We start from the raw sequence: 18,990 nt of genomic DNA, 5'->3' as shown, positions 1-18,990 counted from the left end.
ACCGTCCCCACGGGCTCGGCTTCTGGGGACACTCCCGACGCCCAGCACCGCACCACCTTCGCCGACCTCCTCGACGACGACCGCATCCTCCGGGTGCTGGCCGACGTCGGCTACGAGGTCCCCACCCCCGTCCAGGCCGCAGCCGTGCCGGCCATCCTGGAGGGCCGCGACGTCGTCGGGCTCGCCCAGACCGGCACCGGCAAGACGGCCGCCTTCGCGCTGCCGGTGCTCTCGCGCCTGGCCGCTGCGCCCGACCCCACCGACAACCTGCCCCGCGCGCTGGTGCTGACGCCCACGCGCGAGCTGGCCATCCAGGTCACCGAGGCGATCACCAGCTACGCGGCGAACCTGCCCGGGATCCGCGTGCTGCCGATCTACGGCGGCACCGGCTACGGCTCGCAGATCGCCGGCCTCAAGCGCGGCGCCCAGGTCGTCGTCGGCACGCCCGGCCGCATCATCGACCACCTCGACAAGCGCACGCTCGACCTGTCGGGCATCGACCACCTCGTCCTCGACGAGGCCGACGAGATGCTCAGCATGGGCTTCGCCGACGACGTCGAGCGGATCCTGTCCGGCACCCCGGAGTTCAAGCAGGTCGCGCTGTTCTCGGCCACCATGCCGTCGTCGGTGCGTCGCCTGGCCTCGCGCTACCTGCACGAGCCGGTCGAGCTCAAGGTCGCCGAGCGCGCGGTCGCCGCGCAGGACGTGCGCCAGCGCTGGCTGATGGTCCCGCAGCACCGCAAGCTCGACGCGCTCTCACGCATCCTCGAGACCGAGAGCGGCGACGCGATGATCGTGTTCGTCCGCACCAAGCAGGCCACCGAGGAGGTCGCCGAGCGTCTGCGCGCCCGCGGCTTCTCCGCCGCCGCGCTCAACGGCGACCTCGTGCAGGCCCAGCGTGAGCGCACCGTGGGCCAGCTCAAGAACGGCGCCGTCGACGTCCTCGTCGCCACCGACGTCGCCGCCCGCGGGCTCGACGTCCAGCGCATCACGCACGTCGTCAACTTCGACATCCCGCACGACTCGGAGTCGTACGTGCACCGCATCGGCCGCACGGGCCGCGCGGGGCGCTCGGGCGAGGCGCTGCTGTTCGTGACGCCCCGCGAGCGCCGGCTGCTGTCGTCGCTCGAGCGGGCCACCAAGCAGCCGCTCACCGAGATGAGCCTGCCCACCGTCGACGACGTCAACGCCCAGCGCGTCGAGAAGTTCACCGAGGCCATCGGCCGGCGGATCGGCAGCGAGCAGACCGGCTTCTTCCGCCAGCTGCTGCAGGAGTACGCCACCGAGAAGGACGTCGACCCGCTCGACCTCGCCGCCGCGCTCGCGGTGATCGCGCACGACGACAAGGAGTTCCTGCTCTCGCCGGAGACCACCCCGGTGCTGAGCGGACGCGACGACCGCAAGGACCGCAAGGACCGTCCCGACCGTCGTCCGCAGGGCCGCAAGGCCACCCAGGGCATGTCGCTGTACCGCCTCCAGGTCGGCAAGCGCCACAAGGTCGGGCCCGGCTCGATCGTCGGCGCGCTGGCCAACGAGGGCGGTCTGCACCGCTCCGACTTCGGCAGCATCACCATCCTCGGCGACTACTCGGTGGTCGAGCTGCCCACCGACCTGCCCCCGGGCACGCTGGAGCGACTCGAGCGCACCCGGATCTCGGGTCGCCTGATCCGGATCCAGCCCGACGACGGCCCGCCCACCGCTGCCGCGCGCCGCGGTGGCGACGGACCGCCCACCGGCACCAAGCCGAACCGCAAGCCCCGCCACAAGTAGACGGGGACCGCCCGGGCGGCTCAGGCGGTGTGAGCCGCCGAGCCCGACCCGGAGCCGGTGTGGCGACGGGTCTCGCCGACGCCCTGCGTCGTCTCGCGCCAGCGCTCGAGCACCTGCGAGGCGGTCGTCTCCAGCACCACGGGGGCGCTCAGGACGTGCGAGGCGACGGCCACGGCGTGGTCGCGGCGCCAGCTGACGTCGTGGACGTGGATGTCGGAGCCGCCGAGGTGGCACCAGCCGGGCTGGAGGGGCGGCAGGTCGCCCTGGTTGACCGGCATCGCCTCGCCGCTGGCCTTGGTGGCGGCGCGCAGGCGGGCACGCTCGTAGGCGGTGCGGGCGGACTGCGCGCGGAGGTCGGGCGCACGGAGCGCGCCGGCGACCAGGCCGTGCGACAGGGGTCGCCAGTCGACGGTGTCGGCCACCGGCTCGATGTCGACGCCGACGGGTGACAGGCTCACCGCGACGGTGAGGGCGTGGGGCGCGTGCGAGACCGAGTAGTGCACGGCGTCGAACGGCAGCGAGGTGTCCTTGCGCAGGGCCTCGGGGTTGAGCAGCGCGGACGGGTCGACGTCGGGTCCGGCGATCTCGTGGATCGCGACGCGGATCAGGGCGTCGGTGGCCGCGGACGCGATGCGGGCGTCCTCGGGCAGACGCGGCGAGGGGTAGGCCGCGGGGTGCAGGAGCGGTGCGACCTGCTCCCACTCGTCGAGGTCGAGGGCGCACAGCCAGACGCGGTCGTCCGTCATCGCGCCACCTCCTCACGACCGAGGACATGGTCCCCCGGATTGGCCATTGACACCATCGGTGTGATCGGGATCAGCGTACCAGCGGGTCCGGTCGCCGTCCGGTGGACGGCCGACCTTGCCCGGACCTTGAGCAGCCGGGGTGCGGCTAGAGCACCATCCCGGCGCCGACGGTGGCCCCGGTGGCCTCGTCGACCAGGATGAACGACCCCGTGGTGCGGTTCTTGTCGTAGGAGTCGGCGAACAGCGGCGTGGTGGTGCGCAGCTGCACGCGTCCGATCTCGTTCAGACCGAGCTCGGGGGTCTCGAGGTCGCGGTGCAGCGAGTTGACGTCGAGGCGGTACTGCACGTTCGTGACCATGGCCCGGGCGGTGCGCGTGGTGTGCTTGATGGCCAGCTTCTGCTTGGGACGCAGGGCGCCGGAGGCCATCCAGCAGATCATCGCGTCGATGTCCTGCGAGGGCTCGGGGGCGTTCTGCGGACGGCAGATCATGTCGCCGCGGCTGACGTCGAGGTCGTCCTCGAGCCGGACCGTGACCGACATCGGGGGGTAGGCCTCGGCGATCTCCCGCTCGTGCAGGTCGATGCCCGCGATGCGGGTGGTGAAGCCGCTGGGCAGCACCTTGACCTCGTCGCCGGGCTTGAGGACGCCGCCGGCCACCTGGCCGGCGTAGCCGCGGTAGTCGTGGAAGTCGTCGGACTTGGGCCGCACCACGTACTGGACGGGGAACCGGGTGTCGACGAGGTCGCGGTCGGAGGCGACGTGGACGTGCTCGAGGTGGTGGATCAGCGACGGCCCGTGGTACCAGGGCATGTGCTCGCTGCGCGTCACGACGTTGTCGCCCTTGAGCGCCGAGATCGGGATGATCGTCAGGTCGGGCACGGTGAGCTTGGCCGCGAACGAGGTGAACTCGGCGCGGATGCGGTCGTAGACGGCCTGGTCGTAGTCGACGAGGTCCATCTTGTTGACCGCGAGCACCAGGTGCGGCACGCGCAGCAGCGACAGGATCACCGCGTGCCGGCGGCTCTGCTCGGTCAGCCCGGTGCGGGCGTCGACGAGCACCAGGCCGAGGTCGGCCGTCGAGGCGCCGGTGACCATGTTGCGCGTGTACTGCACGTGGCCGGGGGTGTCGGCGATGATGAACTTGCGCTGGGGCGTCGCGAAGTAGCGGTACGCGACGTCGATGGTGATGCCCTGCTCGCGCTCGGAGCGCAGGCCGTCGGTCAGCAGGGCGAGGTCGGTGTAGTCGTACCCCTTGTCCTGGCTGGTGCGCTCGACGGCGTCCAGCTGGTCCTCGAAGATCGCCTTCGAGTCCAGCAGCAGGCGGCCGATCAGGGTCGACTTGCCGTCGTCGACGCTGCCGGCGGTGGCGAACCGTAGGAGATCCACTTAGAAATACCCTTCCTTCTTGCGGTCCTCCATGGCGGCCTCGCTGAAGCGGTCGTCGCCACGGGTGGCGCCCCGCTCGGTCACGCGGGCCACGGCGACCTCCTCGACGATCTCCTCGAGGGTGCTGGCGGTGCTCTCGACGCAGCCCGTGAGGGTCATGTCGCCGACGGTGCGGAAGCGGACGGTGCGGGTGCTCGCGGTCTCGCCGGGGCGCAGGGTCGCGTGGTCGCCGGTCGTGAGCAGCATGCCGTCGCGCTCGAAGACCTCCCGCTGGTGCGAGAAGTAGATCGAGGGGATGTCGATCTGCTCCTGGGCGATGTAGTCCCAGACGTCGAGCTCGGTCCAGTTCGACAGCGGGAACACCCGCATGTGCTCGCCCGGCGCGATCCGGCCGTTGTACAGGCTCCACAGCTCGGGACGCTGGTTCTTGGGGTCCCACTGGCCGAAGTCGTCGCGGTGGGAGTAGACGCGCTCCTTGGCGCGGGCCTTCTCCTCGTCGCGGCGCCCCCCGCCGAACGCGGCCGTGAAGCCGTTCTCCTCGATCGCGTGGAGCAGGGTGCCGATCTGCAGCCGGTTGCGGCTGGTGCGACCGTCGTCGGCCACCACGCCGTCGGCGATGGCCTGGTCGACCGAGGCCACGATCATCCGCAGCCCGAGGCGGTCGACCCAGCGGTCGCGGGTCTCGAGCACCTCGGGGAAGTCGAAGCCGGTGTCGACCTGCAGGACGGGGAAGGGCAGCTTGGCCGGGTAGAACGCCTTCTCGGCCAGTCGCAGCATGACGATCGAGTCCTTGCCGCCGGAGAACATCAGCACGGGCTTCTCGAACTCCGCTGCGACCTCACGGAAGATGTGGATCGACTCGGCCTCGAGCTGGTCCAGCTGGCTCAGTCGGTAGTCCGCCGATGGGGACACACGGGCTCCTGCGGGTGGGCGGTGGGGCGAGAGGACGGGGGCTGCCCGGCGAGGGCAACCGCAGCAGTCTATCGACGCGCGGCGCCGTCCCCGTCCCGTGCCGCATCGCGGACACCCGGCTCCAGCAGGCCGGCGCCGACGAGCGCGTCGAGCACGTCGTCGAGGCAGGACCCGACGTCGCGACCGGTGGTGTCGACGCGCACCAGGGCGTCGTCGGGCTCGTCGTAGGGCGAGGAGATGCCGGTGAACTCGGGGATCTCGCCGGCACGTGCCTTGGCGTACAGGCCCTTGCGGTCGCGGCGCTCGCACTCGGCGAGCGGGGTGGCGACGTGCACCAGCGCGAACGTGCCGCCGGCGTCCTCGACGTAGCCGCGCACCGTGGCCCGGGTGCTCGCGAACGGCGCGATGGGCGAGCAGATGGCCACCCCCCGGTGCCGAGCGACCTCGGCGGCCACCCAGCCGATGCGCACGATGTTGGTCTCGCGGTCCTCGCGGGAGAAGCCGAGCCCACGACTCAGGTGGTGGCGCACGACGTCGCCGTCGAGGGTGGTGACGGTGCGGCGGGTGCGCTCGAGCAGCCGGTCGTGCAGGGCCCGCGCGATCGTCGACTTGCCCGAGCCCGAGAGCCCGGTGAACAGGACGACCAGCCCCCGCTCGGCGGGCGCCGGACGGTCGTGCCCGACCTCCTCGCGCACCGCGGCGGGCAGGGTGCCCGTGCCCGGCAGCACGGCGACGTCGGGGCCGAAGGTGCGGCCGACGTCGAGGACGAACGCCTCGTGGTCGGTGGGGTCGGCGCGGGCCGCCACCGAGGCGGCGACCACCTCCAGGCCGGGACGTCCGCCGAACGCCGCGAGGCTCGCCCTGACGAGGGCGACGCCGGACACGCCCCGCGGGGTGCCCGGCCCCACGCAGGCCACCACGACGACGGGGCCGGACGCCAGCGCCGACGTCACGGCGGCGACGTCGTCCTCGCTCGGGGGTGCCGTGACGAGCCGCACCGTCGGGGTGGCGCTCCCGAGCCGCTCGTGCACCTGGGCGGGGGAGAGGTGCAGCCTGCGGAACGGGCCGTGGTCGAGCGGCGCGAGGGGCGTCGTCGATCCCGTGGCGGGGTCGTGGACGGCGAGCGGGACGCCCTCGGGGTCGAGCAGCTCGACCGGCTCGTCCGCGCCGGACGGCGGGTCGACGGTGAACGGGCGACCCGGCGGCCAGGTGCCGGTGAGCACCAGGTCGAGGTCGGCCAGCACGGCGGCGGGGGGTGTCCACTGGGCAGTCATCGTCGGCGATCCTGCCACGGACGACCGGTGGCTCAGTACGGCATCTCGAGCAGCGTGCGCACGGGGTTGTGGTCCGAGGGGATGCGGCCCAGCCAGCGCCCGGCGCCGTCGACCTCGAGGTCGACCTCGAACTGGCTGACGCCCACCGAGCGCGGCACGTAGACGTGGTCGGTGTGCGCGCCCTGGCGGGGCGCGGGGGTGCGCCAGCCGTTGGCGCTGTTGTAGGCCGCGTCGGTCTTGGAGGCCGCCCAGTCGTCGCCGTCGAGGTAGGCGATCTGGTTGAACGCGGCGCGAGGGCCGTCGTACTCGCGGAACTCGTGCGAGTTGTAGTCGCCGGTGTAGATCACCGGCAGGCCCTGCACCTGAGGGAGCGCCCGGACCTGGCCGATCAGCGAGCGGGTCTGGTTGAAGCGGTTCTTGTCGTACGTCAGGCCGACGTAGGGGTCGGTGTGGGCGTCGACGACGACGAAGCGCTCACCGGTGCGGCGGTGCTGGAAGACCTGCCAGACGGCCCAGGCGGTCTTGCGGGTGCCGGTCGAGTAGCCGATGTTGAGGAACCCGCCCTGGCTCACGCCGTCGACCCTGACCTCGTCGACCTTCGTGGTGTCGTAGAGCAGCCAGCGTCCGGACTTGTGGGAGCCGTCCACGTCCAGGTCGCCGCCGCCCGAGTAGGCGTAGCGGCCGTCGAGCTCGTCGAGGCGGTTGAGGAGGTCCTTGGCCTGGGTGCGCTTGGCGGTGCCGGGGTCGACGTCGGCGGTGCCGAGCTCCTGCAGGCCGACGACGTCGTACCGCTGCCCGTCGAGCAGGTCGGCCACCGCGTTGCGCCGGCTCGACCACGGGCGGGCCGTGCTGCAGCGCAGCGCGGGGTTGGCGCAGGCGACGTTGTACGAGCCGATGTCGAGCTGGTAGCTGCGGGCGAGCGTCCTGGCCGACACCGTCGACGACCAGCCGCTGCGCATGCTGCCGCTGACCGATCGCACCCGCAGGTACTGGGTGGTGTTCCTGGTCAGCCCGTTGACGGCGCCGAAGCCCTCGTTGCCACCGACCGTCGAGTTGGTGCGGACGCCGGTGGTGAAGGTGGGGTCGGGGGAGGCCTGGACCTCGTACTTCTGGGCGCTGGTGGCCCGCGACCAGGTGCCCGTCACGCCGATCGCCGACGACGGGCCCGCCGTGAGGCCGCTCGGGGTGTAGGGCTGCAGCAGGACGACCTTGGGGGCCGAGAGCCGTGACGCCTTGCCGCTGTTGCTGGCCTCGACGCGGGCGTAGTAGAAGGTGCCGGCCGGCAGGGCGCGGAGGTTGGCCAGGGAGCGCGTCCGGGACGTCTGCCAGGGGGTGCGCTGCAGCACGGCCATGCCCGGCCCGCGGCTGATCACGACGCGGTACCTGGTGGCGTAGGTGGCGGGCGTCCAGCTGAAGGTGGCCGCGGCGTAGCCGGTGCCGCGGGTGGTGATCGTCGGCGTGCTCGGGGTGGCGTAGAGCGTGCGCTTGGCGACGACGCGGCTGGGCTTGGCGGCCTTCTTGCCGCGATAGGCGCGCACCCGCACGTAGTAGGTGGTGCCCTGCTTGAGACCGGTGACGGTCTTGACGCGTCCCTTGAGCACGGCCGCGCGGCGCTCGCGCGTCATCGCGCGGTTGGTGGCCACCTCGATCTTGTAGCGGGTGGCGTTCTTGGCCTTGGACCAGCGCACCTTGATCACCGAGGTGCCCTTGACCGAGGCCTTGACGGTCTTCACCGTGGCCGGCTTCTTGGGGGCGGCCTCGGCCTGGAGGCCGGGGGCCGTCAGGACCATCGCGGACGCGAGCACGACGACGGCCGCACCGCGCCGACCGCGCGCGAACAGGCCGCGCGTGCTGGTGGAGGTCATCGTCTGGTTCCCCTGTGCTGTCCGAGATGCCGGTGCCCGAGATGCCCGATTCGGCGCGGCGAGCCTAACAGAGGAGGCGCTCGTCCCGGCGTCGTTCGCGCGGTCTCACCAGGGCACGACGACGTCGGCCACCACCGCGTTGTGGTCCGAGGGGATGACGCCGACGAACCGGCCGCCGCGCAGCGACAGGCGCATGCCCCAGGTGCGCACGCCGACCCCCGCGGGCGCGAACACGTGGTCGACGTGCGTCGCGCTGGCCGGTGCCGTGCGGAGCAGCTGGTTCGCGCTGTTGTAGCGGTTCTCGGCGCCCACGGCCTGGGCGGCCTCGTCGGCGTCGGCCACCCGGGCCGCGCGGAACGTGACGCCGGGGCCGTCGAGGGGGTGCTTCTTGCCGGCGTCGGAGTTGAAGTCGCCGAGGTAGACCACCTGGACGCCCCCGTGGGCCTGTCGAGCCTGGGCGACGACGCGCAGCAGGTTCTGCGTCTCGGCCTGACGGCGTCGGTCGTTGGCCGCGCCCGGCGCGGCGGCCAGGTGGGCCGAGACGGCGAGCATGCGGGCACCGGTGCTGCGCTCGCGCAGCACCGCCCAGGCGGCGATCGTCGGGTTCGAGGTGCCGGCGCCCGACAGCGTCCAGCTGCCGGCCGCGTCCTGGGCGAACCGACCGCTGTCGAACACGACGTAGCGGCCCGTGCGCCTCCAGGCGACCCCCTGGCTCGGAGCGGTCTCGGTGGTCGCGAGGGCCCAGCCGGAGCCGAGGCGCGCCCGGATCCAGTCCGCCTGGCGCTGCCCGGGGCCGTCGGCCCCGACGGCGCGGTCGGTCCAGTCCGCGGCCTCCTGGAGGCCGACGACGTCGGCGCCGGACGCCTGGATGGTCGAGACGACGGCGGGTCCGCGCGAGGACCACGAGGCCACGCGCTCGCCGCCGGCGTAGGCCTTGCCGTCGGACGCCCGCCGCAGCACGTTGTACGTCATCACCCGGACCGACAGCCCGCGCGACCGTGCGACCTGCGCGACGGGGGCCGTCCAGGACGAGGTGCTGCTGCCGTTCACGGCGCGGACCCTGAACCAGTAGGTGGTGCCCGGGGTCAGGCCGTAGGGGCTGAAGGACTGCGAGACGCTGCGGGTGGACCAGCTGCGCACCCCGCGCGACATCCGCCCGTCGGTGGCCTGCTGCACCTCGTACCGGGCCGCCGCACGACCGCCCCAGGTGAGCGCGAGTCCGCCGGTGGCCGACGACGTCGCCCGCAGCGCCGTGGGGGTGCTGGTGCGCAGCGAGGTCGACATCACGCCGGAGTAGCGCGACTTCCCGCGTCCGATCGCCTGGACGCGGAAGTAGTAGGGAGCGCTGGTGTAGGGCAGCCCGGTGATGGTCAGACGCGGCTTGCGGGCCTTGCGAGAGGCGTGGGTGCGGCTGATGGTGGACAGCGCGAGACGGCTCTTGGTGGTGGACGTCCAGATCCGGTACTTCGTGGCGTACCTCGACTTCCTGAACGTCACGGTGAAGCCCTGGTCGCCCACCGAGACCACGCGGACGCCCGCGGGCTTGCGGGGCGTCGGGGCGGCGGACGCGGGGGCCGACAGGCCCGACAGACCGGTGGCGAGAGCGAGTCCGAGCACCACCGAAGCGGCGCGACGTCGTCCGTTCGAAGGAGGCACGTCGCGACACTAGGCGGCACGACCGCGGTTTGTACTCCAAAATGAGTAGTCAGTTCGGGTGATTCGGCGGCGCCGTCCCTAGGGTGAGGCGGTGAGCTCACCCGTGGTCGCCGAGGTCGTCCGGTCCGGACTCGTGGAGGGCGTGCACCGCGGCGCCGTCGTGCACCTGGGTCCCGACGGAGAGCGGCGGTGGGCTGTCGGCGACGTCGACCGGCCGATGTTCGCGCGGTCGTGCCTCAAGCCGCTCCAGGCGGTCGGGATGGTCGAGGCCGGCCTCGACGTGCGCGGGCGGCTGCTGGCCCTGGTGTGCGCGAGCCACTCGGGCGAGCCGACCCACGTCGCGGGTGTCGACGACCTGCTGGCACGTGCCGGGCTGGGCCGTGACGCGCTGCTGAACACGCCCCTGCTGCCCATGGACGAGGTCGCACGGCTGACGCACGTGCGCGCGGGCGGTGACGCCGAGAGCGTCCTGGCGGACTGCTCGGGCAAGCACGCGGGCATGCTCGCCACCTGCGTCGTCAACGGCTGGGACGTCGCGAGCTACCTCGATCCCGCGCACCCGCTGCAGCGCAGGCTGCGCGACGCCGTCGCCGACCTGACCGGCGAGCCGGTGGACGTCACGGGCGTCGACGGGTGCGGGGCGCCCCTGTTCTCCTCGACGCTCACCGGGCTGGCGCGGGCGTTCGGGCGCCTCGTGCAGGCGCCGCCCGACAGCGCGGCCGGGCTCGTCGCCGCGGCCGTGAGCGGCTGGCCCGAGCACGTCAGCGGCACCCGCCGCGACGAGGCGCGGCTCCTCGCGGCCTTCCCCGGCGCCATCGCCAAGGCCGGTGCGGAGGCCTGCTACGCGGTCGCGATGCCCGACGGCTCGTCGTTCGCCCTCAAGATCGAGGACGGCGGGGCGCGGGCGCGGCCGGTGGTGATGGCCGCGGCGCTCCGTCGAGCCGGTCACGAGCACGACGTGCTCGAGACCGACGGCACGCACGTCCTGCTGGGCGGCGGCCGGCCCGTCGGCGAGGTCCGGGCGAGCGACCTCGTGCGCGGCGTGTGAGTCTTCTCGCAAGCTGGGAGCAAGCTTCTGCTTGCAGCAGCAAGCACACCGCGTGACGATGGAGGCATGGCTCGCAACAAGGTGGGCAGGACCGTCGAGAACCTCGGCGAGCACCTGCGTGACCAACGTCGGCAGGCGCAGCTGTCCCTGCGCCAGCTCGCCGAGCAGGCGGGCGTGTCGAACCCGTACCTGAGCCAGATCGAGCGCGGCCTGCGCCGCCCGTCCGCCGAGGTGCTGCAGCAGATCGCCAAGGCGCTGAGGATCTCGGCGGAGTCGCTGTACGTGCGCGCCGGGATCCTGGACGTGGACGAGTCGCGCACCCGCGCCGTCGAGGACGCCGTCGCGCTCGACCCCCTGCTCACCGAGCGGCAGAAGAACGCGCTGCTCGACATCTACCACTCGTTCGTGGGCGCCGTCCGCGACGAGCAGGCCGCCGCCTCACCCCTCGCGGGTGACGACGAGGACGGCCCCGACCCGACCCCATCCACCGAGGAGACCTCGTGAGCATCACCGACCAGATCCCCGCCCCCGTCCTCGCCGTGCTCGGCGCGGGCGACCTCGTGATCGAGCGCCTGCGCGCCGGCGAGGCACCCGGCCTGGACGTCGACGCCCTCATCGGCGAGCTCAGGTCGCTGCAGGACCAGGCACGCCGGGCCCGTCGCGACGAGACCAGCGGCGACAGCAGCCTGCAGGCGCAGGTGCGCGCCGTCCCCGCGCAGGCCCAGGCCGCCGCCGGCTACGCGTTCGGCCAGGCCGGCTCGCTGTTCTCCGACCTCGCGCGCCGCGGCGGCGCCGTCGTCGACCGGCTCAGCGGCGCCATCGACCTCGACGACCTCCGCGACGACCTCGAGGACCGCGTCGAGGACATCGCCGAGGAGGTCCGCGACCGCGCGGCCGACGTGGTCGCCGACCTGCGCGAGACCGTCCGCGACCTGCGCGCCGAGCAGCAGGGCGCCGCCGCCGACCTCGCCCAGGCCGGTACCGCGGTCCGCGACGCCGCCGTGCCCCCCGCGAAGAAGGCGCCCGCGAAGAAGTCCACCGGCACCCCGACGCCCGCCTCGACGGTGGCCGCGGCGAAGAAGGCCGCAGCCAAGAAGACGCCTGCCGCCGCGAAGGCGCCGGCGAAGAAGGCCCCCGCGACGAAGGCTCCCGCGAAGAAGGCTCCTGCCGCGAAGGCGACCCCGTCGGCCACGCTGCCGACCACCACGAAGGCCGCCCCCGCCAAGAAGACCACGGCCAAGAAGGCCCCGGCGAAGAAGGCTCCGGCCGCGGAGAAGGCGGCCCCGGCCACCACCGAGACCCCGGCCACGGTCGCCAAGAAGGCCCCGGCCAAGAAGACGCCGGGCACCCAGGCGCCCGCGGTCAAGAAGGCGGCCGCGAAGAAGGCCCCGGCGAAGAAGGCCCCCGCCAAGAAGACCGCGGCGAAGAAGACCACGGCGAAGAAGTCCGCTCCGGCCACCACGGCTCCGGCGAAGAAGGCCGCGCCGGTGAACGCCCCCACGCCGGCGTCGCAGAAGTCCGCCCCGGCCACCGGCTCGGAGGCGACCTCCAAGACGCCGCCGTCGACCGGTTCGGGCACCACGTCGACGCCCCCTGCCACCGGGTCGGGCGTCGCGCAGACCCCCGCCTCGCCCAAGGTGAGCGCGCCGACGACGTCCTCGCCGTCGGCGCCGAGCACCGGCACGTCGGCGGCGCCCGGAACCCCGGGCAACGCCCCCAGCGGCAGCTGAGCCTCAGGCGCTGGCGCGGCGAGCGGTGCCGACCGTCTCGCCCGCCAGGCAGCCCAGGCACGACGTGACGGTGCGCCGGTCGTGGCGACCGGCCGCGTGGTCGTCGAGCAGGGCGCAGCACGACGGGCACAGCCCGCCCCAGCCGTCCTCGGGCGCGTAGCGGTCGGGGCAGCCCGCGCAGAGCGCCGGCTCGGACAGCGCGGCCTCGGCGTCGGTCAGGGTGTCGAGCACGGGTCCTCCTGGGCTGTCGTCGGGTGGGTGGCCCCAGTCGAGCATGCGCCGCCGACAGTTCTCGCCAGGGAGGCGCGCCGCCCCGCCCGGTACCATCGGGGCATGGACCTGTTCGCCGTGCAGAGCGGCTTCCTGCTGCTGGTCTCCCTGGTGCTCCTGGGGGTCAAGGCCTTCGCGCTCGTCGACGCCATCACGCGCTCGCCCGAGCAGTTCGTCGCGGCCGACAAGCAGACCAAGCAGCTGTGGATGATCCTGCTCGTCATCGCGGCCGTGGCGCACCTGCTCTTCTCGAGCCCGTTGAGCATCCTCAACCTCGTCGGCACGGTGGCGGCGCTCGTCTACCTCGCCGACGCGCGCCCCGCCCTCAAGCAGGTCGCCGGCAGCCGCTGACCGTCGTCCGCGCCGATCGTGGCACGACTCACGATCGCCTCCCCCCGACTCACGTCCGAAACGTCCCGTCTCTCAGCCGGGTCTAAGGTGGGCCACTGCCCGAGACCACCAGGCGACCGTGAGGGGACTTTCATGAGCCCGGACGAGAAGAGAGTGGAGCTGAAGGAGCGCGCCCGGCGCGCCCTGGCGTTCCGCACCCGTGACGAGGTGGACGCGGCAGCGTCGCGCCACAAGCACCACCTGGACTGGGTGGTGTTCGGCATCACCGGCGCCATCGCGATCGCCTTCGTGGTCTGGGGCGCGGTCAGCACCACCAGCCTCGGCAACACCGCGTCGACGACCCAGGGCTGGATCATCACCAACACGGGGTGGTTCTTCGTGCTGGCGGCCAGCTTCTTCGTGATCTTCGTGATCTGGCTCGCCGCCAGCAAGTACGGAAAGATCCCGCTCGGCGCCGACGACGAGAAGCCCGAGTTCAACACGGTCTCCTGGATCGCGATGATGTTCAGCGCCGGCATGGGCATCGGCCTGATGTTCTACAGCGTCGCCGAGCCGCTGGGCCACTACATCGCCCCGCCGCCGGGCACCGTCGAGGGCGACACCGACGCCGCGGTCGAGACCGCGATGGCCACCACGATGTTCCACTGGGCGCTCCACCCGTGGGCCATCTACGCCGTCGTCGGCGTCGCGATCGCCTACGGCACGTTCCGCAAGGGCCGCTCGCAGCTGATCTCCTCGGCGTTCACCCCGCTGTTCGGCGAGAGGGCCACCAACGGCCCCGGCGGGCGCGTCATCGACATCCTCGCGATCTTCGCGACCCTCTTCGGGTCCGCCGCGTCGCTCGGCCTCGGTGCCCTGCAGATCGGCAGCGGTCTGGTGTTCAACGGATGGGTCGATTCCATCAGCGAGATCGCGCTGGTCTCGATCATCGTCGTGCTGACGATCTGCTTCATCGTCTCGGCCGTCTCCGGCATCGAGCGCGGCATCCAGTGGCTCTCCAACACCAACATGGTGCTGGCGCTGGTCCTGGCCGTGTTCGTGTTCGTCGTCGGTCCGACGCTGCTCACGCTGAACCTGCTGCCCACGGCGCTCGGCGACTATCTGACGCAGATGGGCTCGATGGCCTCGCGCACCGCGGCCACCGGCGACGAGGCGATGGCCACGTGGCTTTCGTCCTGGACGATCTTCTACTGGGCCTGGTGGGTCTCGTGGACGCCCTTCGTCGGCATGTTCATCGCCCGCATCAGCCGTGGCCGCACGATCCGCAGCTTCGTCACCGGCGTCCTGCTGGTGCCGAGCATGGTCAGCCTCGTCTGGTTCGCGATCTTCGGCGGCGCCGGCATCCAGGCCTACCGCGACGACGCCGGCAGCATGCTCGTCGACGGCGCGGTCAGCACCGACGGCGCGCTGTTCCAGCTGCTCAGCAACTACCCGCTCGCGTCGATCTCGACCGTGTTGGTCATGGTGCTCGTCGGCATCTTCTTCGTGTCGGGCGCCGACGCGGCGTCGATCGTCATGGGCACGCTGTCCGAGCGCGGCAACACCGAGCCCGGCAAGGGCACGGTGATCTTCTGGGGCGTGCTCACCGGTGCCGTCGCGGCGATCATGCTGGTGATCGGCGGTGGCGGCGCGGACGCGCTCACGGGCCTGCAGAACATCACCATCGCGGCGTCCCTGCCGTTCGTCCTGGTGATGCTGCTGCTGTGCCTCGCGCTGTACAAGGACCTGCAGACCGACCCGATGATCCTGCGCGGCCGCATCGGCGAGCAGCTGGTCGAGGGCGCGGTCGTGCACGGTGTCACCCACCACGAGGACGACGAGTTCGTGCTCGTGACCGAGGTCGACTCCGAGGGCAGGGCGGTCGACGCCCCCGGTGGCGGTGCGTCTCCGGCCCAGGAGCGCGTCAACGCCAAGAAGTGACGTCGCGGACGCGGGCGGTGGCGCCCCGATGAGCGCCACCGACCCGCGTCTGGACAACGCCCTCGGTGCGTGGTGGGGCCTGGCCGTGGGCGACGCGCTCGGGATGCCCACGCAGTCGATGAGCCGCTCGGCCGTCGCCGAGGACCACGGCGTCGTCGACCGCCTCCTCGCGCCCGGCCCGCACCAGCAGATCGCCCGTGGGCTTCCCGCCGGGTCGGTCACCGACGACACCGAGCAGGCGCTGCTGCTGGCCCGCGTGCTGCTCGACGGCGACGGTCGCGTCGACCCGCGGGCGCTGGCCGACGCGCTCGTCGCGTGGGAGCGCGACGTGGCGGCACGTGGGTCGCTCGACCTGCTCGGGCCGTCCACCAAGCGGGCGGTCGAGGCGGTCCTGGCGGGGGTCGACCCGTCCGAGGCCGGACGTCACGGCGCCACCAACGGGGCGGCGATGCGCGTGCTGCCCGTGGGCGTCGCGGTGCCCGTCGAGCCGCTGGACGCGTTCGTCGACGCCGTGGCCGAGTCCTGCCAGGTCAGCCACGCGACGACGATCGGCGTCGCGTCCGCCGCGGCCGTGGGTGCGGCCGTCAGCGCCGGCGTCGACGGGGCCTCGCTCGGGGAGGCGGTTGGTCTGGCGATCGCCGCCGCCGAGGCCGGCGCCGGTCGCGGCGCCTGGGTGGCCGGGGCGGACGTCGCCTCGCGACTCGCCTGGGCGGTACCCCACCTGCGACGGCTGCCGGTCGCCGACGTGCCGGACGCCGTCGAGCGGCTGGTCGGCACCAGCCTGGCGGCGCAGGAGTCGGTGGTCGCGGCGATCGCGCTCGTCGCGACCTACGCCGAGCCCTGGACCGCGATGACGACCGCCGCGTCGCTGGGCGGCGACACCGACACCATCGCCGCCATCGCCGGCGCGGTGGGCGGCGCCGTCCACGGGCTCGCATGCCTGCCCGACGACGTCGTGCGCACCGTTGCCGACGTCAACGACCTCGACCTCGAGCCGGTGGCCGTCGAGCTGCTGCGGCTCCGCGACCGATGACACCGCGGCTCGTCCACACCGGACCGGTAGTGGTGGACCTGGTGCTGCACGTGCCGGCCGTCCCCGAGCCGGGCAGCGACCTGGTCGCGTCGGCCGCGTCGGTGGTGGCCGGGGGAGGGCTCAACGTGCTCGTGGCCGCGCAGCGCGACGGGCTCGCGGTGCGCTGGGCCGGGCGGCGCGGCACCGGCACGTTCGGCACCGTCGTGGCCGACGCGCTGCGCGAGCACGGCGTCGAGGAGGTGCAGCTGCCGGTCCTCGACCGCGACAGCGGCTGGTGCGTCGCGCTGGTCGACGCCGACGCCGAGCGCACCTTCGTCACCGTGGGCGGCGCCGAGGAGGAGATGGGCCCCGACGAGCTCGCGCGCATCGACGCCCGCGCCGGCGACGTCGTCTACGTGACCGGGTACAGCCTGGTCCGCCCCGGCACCGGGCCGGCGCTGGCCGCCTGGGCCGCGGCGCTGCCGCCCGACGTGACGCTGCTGCTCGACCCCGGACCGCTCGTCGCGGGCATCGACGCCGACACGTGGTCGCTCGCGCGCGGACGCTGCGACCTGTTGAGCCTCAACGCGCGCGAGGCGACGGCGCTGAGCGGTCTCGACGACCCCGGTCCCGCCGCGCTGCGGCTCGCCGAGCTGATGCACGACGGCGCGCACGTCGTCGTCCGCGACGGTGCCGACGGGTGCTGGGTGGCGCTCGCGGGCGCCGTCGAGCCGCACCACGTTCCGGGCGTCGCCGTGACGGCCGTCGACACGTCGGGGGCCGGCGACACGCACTGCGGCGTGCTCGCCGCGGGCCTCGCGCGCGAGGACGACGTGCTGGCTGCGGCGCGTCGGGCGAACGTCGCGGCCGCGCTGTCGGTCACGCGTCCAGGGCCGGCCACCGCGCCGACGTCGGCTGAGACCGATGCACGACTCGCCCGGGAGGTGGCAGGGTAGTCCCGAGCCCGCCCCCGTCCCCGGGCCGCACACCAGGAGCCACGATGTCCTCCGAGCCTCCCCAGGCCACCGCGTCCGCCAGCAAGGTCGAGCTGAACGGCACCAACGTCATCGCCGAGCACGAGCGCAAGGGCACGCCACGCGACCTGTTCTGGCCGTGGACCGCCGCGTCGATCTCGGTGCTCGGCGTCAGCTACGGCTCGTTCACCCTCGGCTTCGGCATCGGGCTGTGGCAGTCCGTGGTGGCCGCCGTCGTCGGCATCGTCGGGTCGGCGCTGCTGTGCGGGTTCGTCGCGCTGGCCGGCAAGCGCGGCTCGGCGCCGACGCTGGTGCTGTCGCGCGCGGCGTTCGGGGTGCGCGGCAACAAGGTGCCCGCCGCGGTGTCGTGGCTGCTCAGCGTGGGCTGGGAGACGGCGCTGACGGCGCTCGCGACGCTCGCCACCGCGACCGTCTTCCGCGAGCTCGGGTGGGGCGGCGGCAACGGGACGCTGGTCGTCGCGCTCGTCGTCGTCACTGCGCTCATCGTGGCCGGCGGCGTGCTCGGCTTCGACGCGATCATGCGTATCCAGACCTGGGTGACGGTGGTCGGTGCGGCGCTGACCGTCGTCTACATCGCGCTGACGCTGCACCGGGTGGACCTCGGCGCCGTGACCGCGATCCCGTCGGGGTCGGTGCAGGCGTTCGTCGGGGCCGTGGTGTTCCTGCTGACCGCGACGGGCCTGGGCTGGGTGAACGCCGCCGCCGACTACTCGCGGTACCTGCCGCGCACCGCGTCCAGCGCGGGTGTGGTGGGCTGGACGGCGACGGGCCTCGCGCTCGCCCCGCTCGTCCTGCTCGTCTACGGGCTGCTGCTCGCCGGCTCGTCCGCCGAGCTCAGCACCGCGATCGCGTCCGACCCGATCGGGGCCCTGGCGGCGCTGCTGCCCACCTGGTTCCTGGTGCCGTTCGCGGTGATCGCCGTGCTCGGGCTGGTGTCGGGCGCGCTGCTCGACATCTACTCCTCCGGGCTGTCGCTGCTCAGCCTCGGGCTGCCGGCGTCGCGTCCCGTCGCCGCGCTGGTCGACGGCGGCATCATGCTGCTCGGCACGGTGTACGTGGTGTTCGTGGCCACCGACTTCATCGGCCCGTTCCAGGGCTTCCTGATCACGCTCGGCGTGCCGATCGCCGCGTGGTGCGGCGTGATGCTCGCCGACGTCGCGCTGCGGCGCCGCGACTACGCCGACGCCGACCTGGAGTCGCCCTCGGGTCGCTACGGCGCGGTGCGCACGGTGCCGCTCGCGCTGCTGGTGGCGGGGTCCGTCGTCGGCTGGGGGCTGGTGACCAACTCGTCCGCGGAGTGGCTCTCGTGGCAGGGCTACCTGCTCGGGCCGCTGGGCCTCGGCGGCCGCGACGGCGCGTGGGCGTTCGCCAACCTCGGCGTGCTCGCGGCGCTCGTCATCGGGTTCGTCGGCTACCTGGTGCTCGAGAAGGCGGCGGTGAGCCGTCAGGAGGGTGCGGCGGTGTCGGCGGGCTCGGACCGGTGAGCGACGCGCCCTGGCTCGTCGTCGTCGACATGCAGGAGGGCTTCCGCACCGGGCCCTGGGCGACGCCGGGCTTCGACGCCCTCGTGCCGCGGGTGCGCGCGCTCGTCGACGAGCACGACGACCGCGTGGTGTTCACCCGCTTCGTCCCGCTCGCCTCGCCGCAGGGCGCGTGGGTCTCGTACTACGACGAGTGGCCCTTCGCGCTCGAGACGCCCGCGTCCACCTGGGACGTCGTCGACGGCCTCGACGCCGCGGGCCGTCCGACCGTCGACGCCCCCACGTTCGGCAAGTGGGGCCCCGCCCTGCTCGCGGCCACGGGCGGCTCGCGCGACGTCGTCGTCTGCGGCGTCTCGACCGACTGCTGCGTGCTGTCCACCGTCCTCGCGGCCGTGGACGACGGCGCCCGGGCGGGGGTGGTGGCCGAGGCCTGCGCGGGTGTCGACGAGGCCTCCCACGCCGCGGCCCTGCACGTCATGTCCCTCTACGCCCCCGCCGTCCGCCTCCTCTAGCCCGGCGGTGGGTATGCCCCCACTTTCGCGCCGATCCTGGGGCCATACCCACCGCTGACGG

Annotated in this window: 17 protein-coding genes; 10 read left to right on the top strand and 7 right to left on the bottom strand. The window is 73.2% G+C overall.

Annotation, left to right across the window (positions count from 1 at the left end; translation table 11 throughout):
- A partial coding sequence (locus tag ACI6PP_RS06930) for a DEAD/DEAH box helicase (protein ID WP_421110243.1) occupies positions 1-1,770 on the top strand: 1,770 nt, incomplete at its 5' end.
- A gap of 20 nt (positions 1,771-1,790) precedes the next feature.
- Here ACI6PP_RS06930 and ACI6PP_RS06925 read toward each other — a convergent pair.
- The 6 genes from ACI6PP_RS06925 to ACI6PP_RS06900 form a co-directional block, all read right to left on the bottom strand.
- The gene (locus ACI6PP_RS06925) at positions 1,791-2,516 is read right to left on the bottom strand and encodes a 4'-phosphopantetheinyl transferase family protein (protein WP_421110242.1); all 726 of its coding nucleotides are present in this window, start codon (positions 2,514-2,516) and stop codon (positions 1,791-1,793) included.
- Positions 2,517-2,661: 145 nt separating this feature from the next.
- A complete protein-coding gene (locus tag ACI6PP_RS06920; protein WP_421110240.1) occupies positions 2,662-3,903 on the bottom strand; it encodes a sulfate adenylyltransferase subunit 1 in 1,242 nt (413 codons plus the stop codon).
- Positions 3,904-4,815 (bottom strand): sulfate adenylyltransferase subunit CysD, encoded by a 912-nt coding sequence (gene cysD / locus ACI6PP_RS06915; RefSeq protein WP_421110239.1) that lies wholly within the window; start codon positions 4,813-4,815, stop codon positions 3,904-3,906.
- A gap of 68 nt (positions 4,816-4,883) precedes the next feature.
- Positions 4,884-6,089: an adenylyl-sulfate kinase gene (gene cysC, locus ACI6PP_RS06910; protein WP_421110237.1), complete on the bottom strand. Its 1,206-nt coding sequence runs from the start codon at positions 6,087-6,089 to the stop codon at positions 4,884-4,886.
- A gap of 32 nt (positions 6,090-6,121) precedes the next feature.
- A complete protein-coding gene (locus ACI6PP_RS06905; protein ID WP_421110235.1) occupies positions 6,122-7,954 on the bottom strand; it encodes a fibronectin type III domain-containing protein in 1,833 nt (610 codons plus the stop codon).
- 105 nt (positions 7,955-8,059) lie between these two features.
- Positions 8,060-9,610 carry a fibronectin type III domain-containing protein gene (locus ACI6PP_RS06900; RefSeq protein ID WP_421110234.1) on the bottom strand — a complete coding sequence of 517 codons (1,551 nt, stop codon included), beginning with the start codon at positions 9,608-9,610 and terminating at the stop codon, positions 8,060-8,062.
- A 91-nt stretch (positions 9,611-9,701) separates the two neighbouring features.
- Between ACI6PP_RS06900 and ACI6PP_RS06895 the strand changes: the two genes are divergently transcribed.
- The 3 genes from ACI6PP_RS06895 (at position 9,702) to ACI6PP_RS06885 (ending at position 12,388) form a co-directional block, all read left to right on the top strand.
- Positions 9,702-10,658 carry an asparaginase gene (locus tag ACI6PP_RS06895; RefSeq protein ID WP_421110232.1) on the top strand — a complete coding sequence of 319 codons (957 nt, stop codon included), beginning with the start codon at positions 9,702-9,704 and terminating at the stop codon, positions 10,656-10,658.
- Positions 10,659-10,724: 66 nt separating this feature from the next.
- Complete coding sequence (locus ACI6PP_RS06890; RefSeq protein WP_421110230.1) at positions 10,725-11,162, top strand: helix-turn-helix domain-containing protein; 438 nt, start codon at positions 10,725-10,727, stop codon at positions 11,160-11,162.
- Positions 11,159-12,388: a superantigen-like protein SSL4 gene (locus ACI6PP_RS06885; protein WP_421110229.1), complete on the top strand. Its 1,230-nt coding sequence runs from the start codon at positions 11,159-11,161 to the stop codon at positions 12,386-12,388. The genes ACI6PP_RS06890 and ACI6PP_RS06885 overlap by 4 nt, the downstream gene beginning before the upstream one ends.
- 3 nt (positions 12,389-12,391) lie before the next feature.
- On the opposite strand, the gene ACI6PP_RS06880 is transcribed toward ACI6PP_RS06885, so the two are convergent.
- Positions 12,392-12,619, bottom strand: a complete 228-nt coding sequence (locus ACI6PP_RS06880) for a hypothetical protein (RefSeq protein WP_421110227.1) — start codon at positions 12,617-12,619, stop codon at positions 12,392-12,394.
- 102 nt (positions 12,620-12,721) lie between these two features.
- Between ACI6PP_RS06880 and ACI6PP_RS06875 the strand changes: the two genes are divergently transcribed.
- The 6 genes from ACI6PP_RS06875 to ACI6PP_RS06850 all read left to right on the top strand — a co-directional run bounded on the left by ACI6PP_RS06875 (position 12,722) and on the right by ACI6PP_RS06850 (position 18,929).
- A complete protein-coding gene (locus ACI6PP_RS06875) occupies positions 12,722-13,009 on the top strand; it encodes a DUF2516 family protein (RefSeq protein ID WP_421110225.1) in 288 nt (95 codons plus the stop codon).
- A gap of 132 nt (positions 13,010-13,141) precedes the next feature.
- Positions 13,142-14,929, top strand: coding sequence for a BCCT family transporter (locus tag ACI6PP_RS06870; RefSeq protein WP_421110223.1), 1,788 nt, complete (start codon positions 13,142-13,144; stop codon positions 14,927-14,929).
- A 28-nt stretch (positions 14,930-14,957) separates the two neighbouring features.
- Entirely contained in the window at positions 14,958-15,962 is a 1,005-nt protein-coding gene (locus tag ACI6PP_RS06865; protein WP_421110221.1) for an ADP-ribosylglycohydrolase family protein, read from the top strand.
- Positions 15,866-16,897: a PfkB family carbohydrate kinase gene (locus ACI6PP_RS06860; RefSeq protein WP_476712924.1), complete on the top strand. Its 1,032-nt coding sequence runs from the start codon at positions 15,866-15,868 to the stop codon at positions 16,895-16,897. Before ACI6PP_RS06865 ends, ACI6PP_RS06860 begins: the two co-directional genes overlap by 97 nt.
- Positions 16,898-16,941: 44 nt before the next feature.
- Positions 16,942-18,420, top strand: coding sequence for a purine-cytosine permease family protein (locus ACI6PP_RS06855; RefSeq protein WP_421110217.1), 1,479 nt, complete (start codon positions 16,942-16,944; stop codon positions 18,418-18,420).
- Positions 18,417-18,929 (top strand): cysteine hydrolase family protein, encoded by a 513-nt coding sequence (locus ACI6PP_RS06850; protein WP_421110216.1) that lies wholly within the window; start codon positions 18,417-18,419, stop codon positions 18,927-18,929. Before ACI6PP_RS06855 ends, ACI6PP_RS06850 begins: the two co-directional genes overlap by 4 nt.
- Positions 18,930-18,990 lie beyond the last annotated feature (61 nt).

Source organism: Solicola agrisoli (genome assembly GCF_049059935.1).
GTDB lineage: Bacteria > Actinomycetota > Actinomycetes > Propionibacteriales > Nocardioidaceae > JAURVT01.
This window is presented reverse-complemented; position numbering and strand designations above follow the sequence as displayed.

Bases quoted from the DNA above. Each gene is read 5' to 3' on its own strand.
- ACI6PP_RS06875 (WP_421110225.1), top strand. From the start codon at position 12,722: ATGGACCTGTTCGCCGTGCAGAGCGGCTTCCTGCTGCTGGTCTCCCTG.
- ACI6PP_RS06860 (WP_476712924.1), top strand. From the start codon at position 15,866: ATGCCTGCCCGACGACGTCGTGCGCACCGTTGCCGACGTCAACGACCT.
- cysC (WP_421110237.1), bottom strand. From the start codon at position 6,089: ATGACTGCCCAGTGGACACCCCCCGCCGCCGTGCTGGCCGACCTCGAC.
- ACI6PP_RS06925 (WP_421110242.1), bottom strand. From the start codon at position 2,516: ATGACGGACGACCGCGTCTGGCTGTGCGCCCTCGACCTCGACGAGTGG.
- ACI6PP_RS06905 (WP_421110235.1), bottom strand. From the start codon at position 7,954: ATGACCTCCACCAGCACGCGCGGCCTGTTCGCGCGCGGTCGGCGCGGT.
- ACI6PP_RS06870 (WP_421110223.1), top strand. From the start codon at position 13,142: ATGAGCCCGGACGAGAAGAGAGTGGAGCTGAAGGAGCGCGCCCGGCGC.
- ACI6PP_RS06865 (WP_421110221.1), top strand. From the start codon at position 14,958: ATGAGCGCCACCGACCCGCGTCTGGACAACGCCCTCGGTGCGTGGTGG.
- ACI6PP_RS06890 (WP_421110230.1), top strand. From the start codon at position 10,725: ATGGCTCGCAACAAGGTGGGCAGGACCGTCGAGAACCTCGGCGAGCAC.
- ACI6PP_RS06855 (WP_421110217.1), top strand. From the start codon at position 16,942: ATGTCCTCCGAGCCTCCCCAGGCCACCGCGTCCGCCAGCAAGGTCGAG.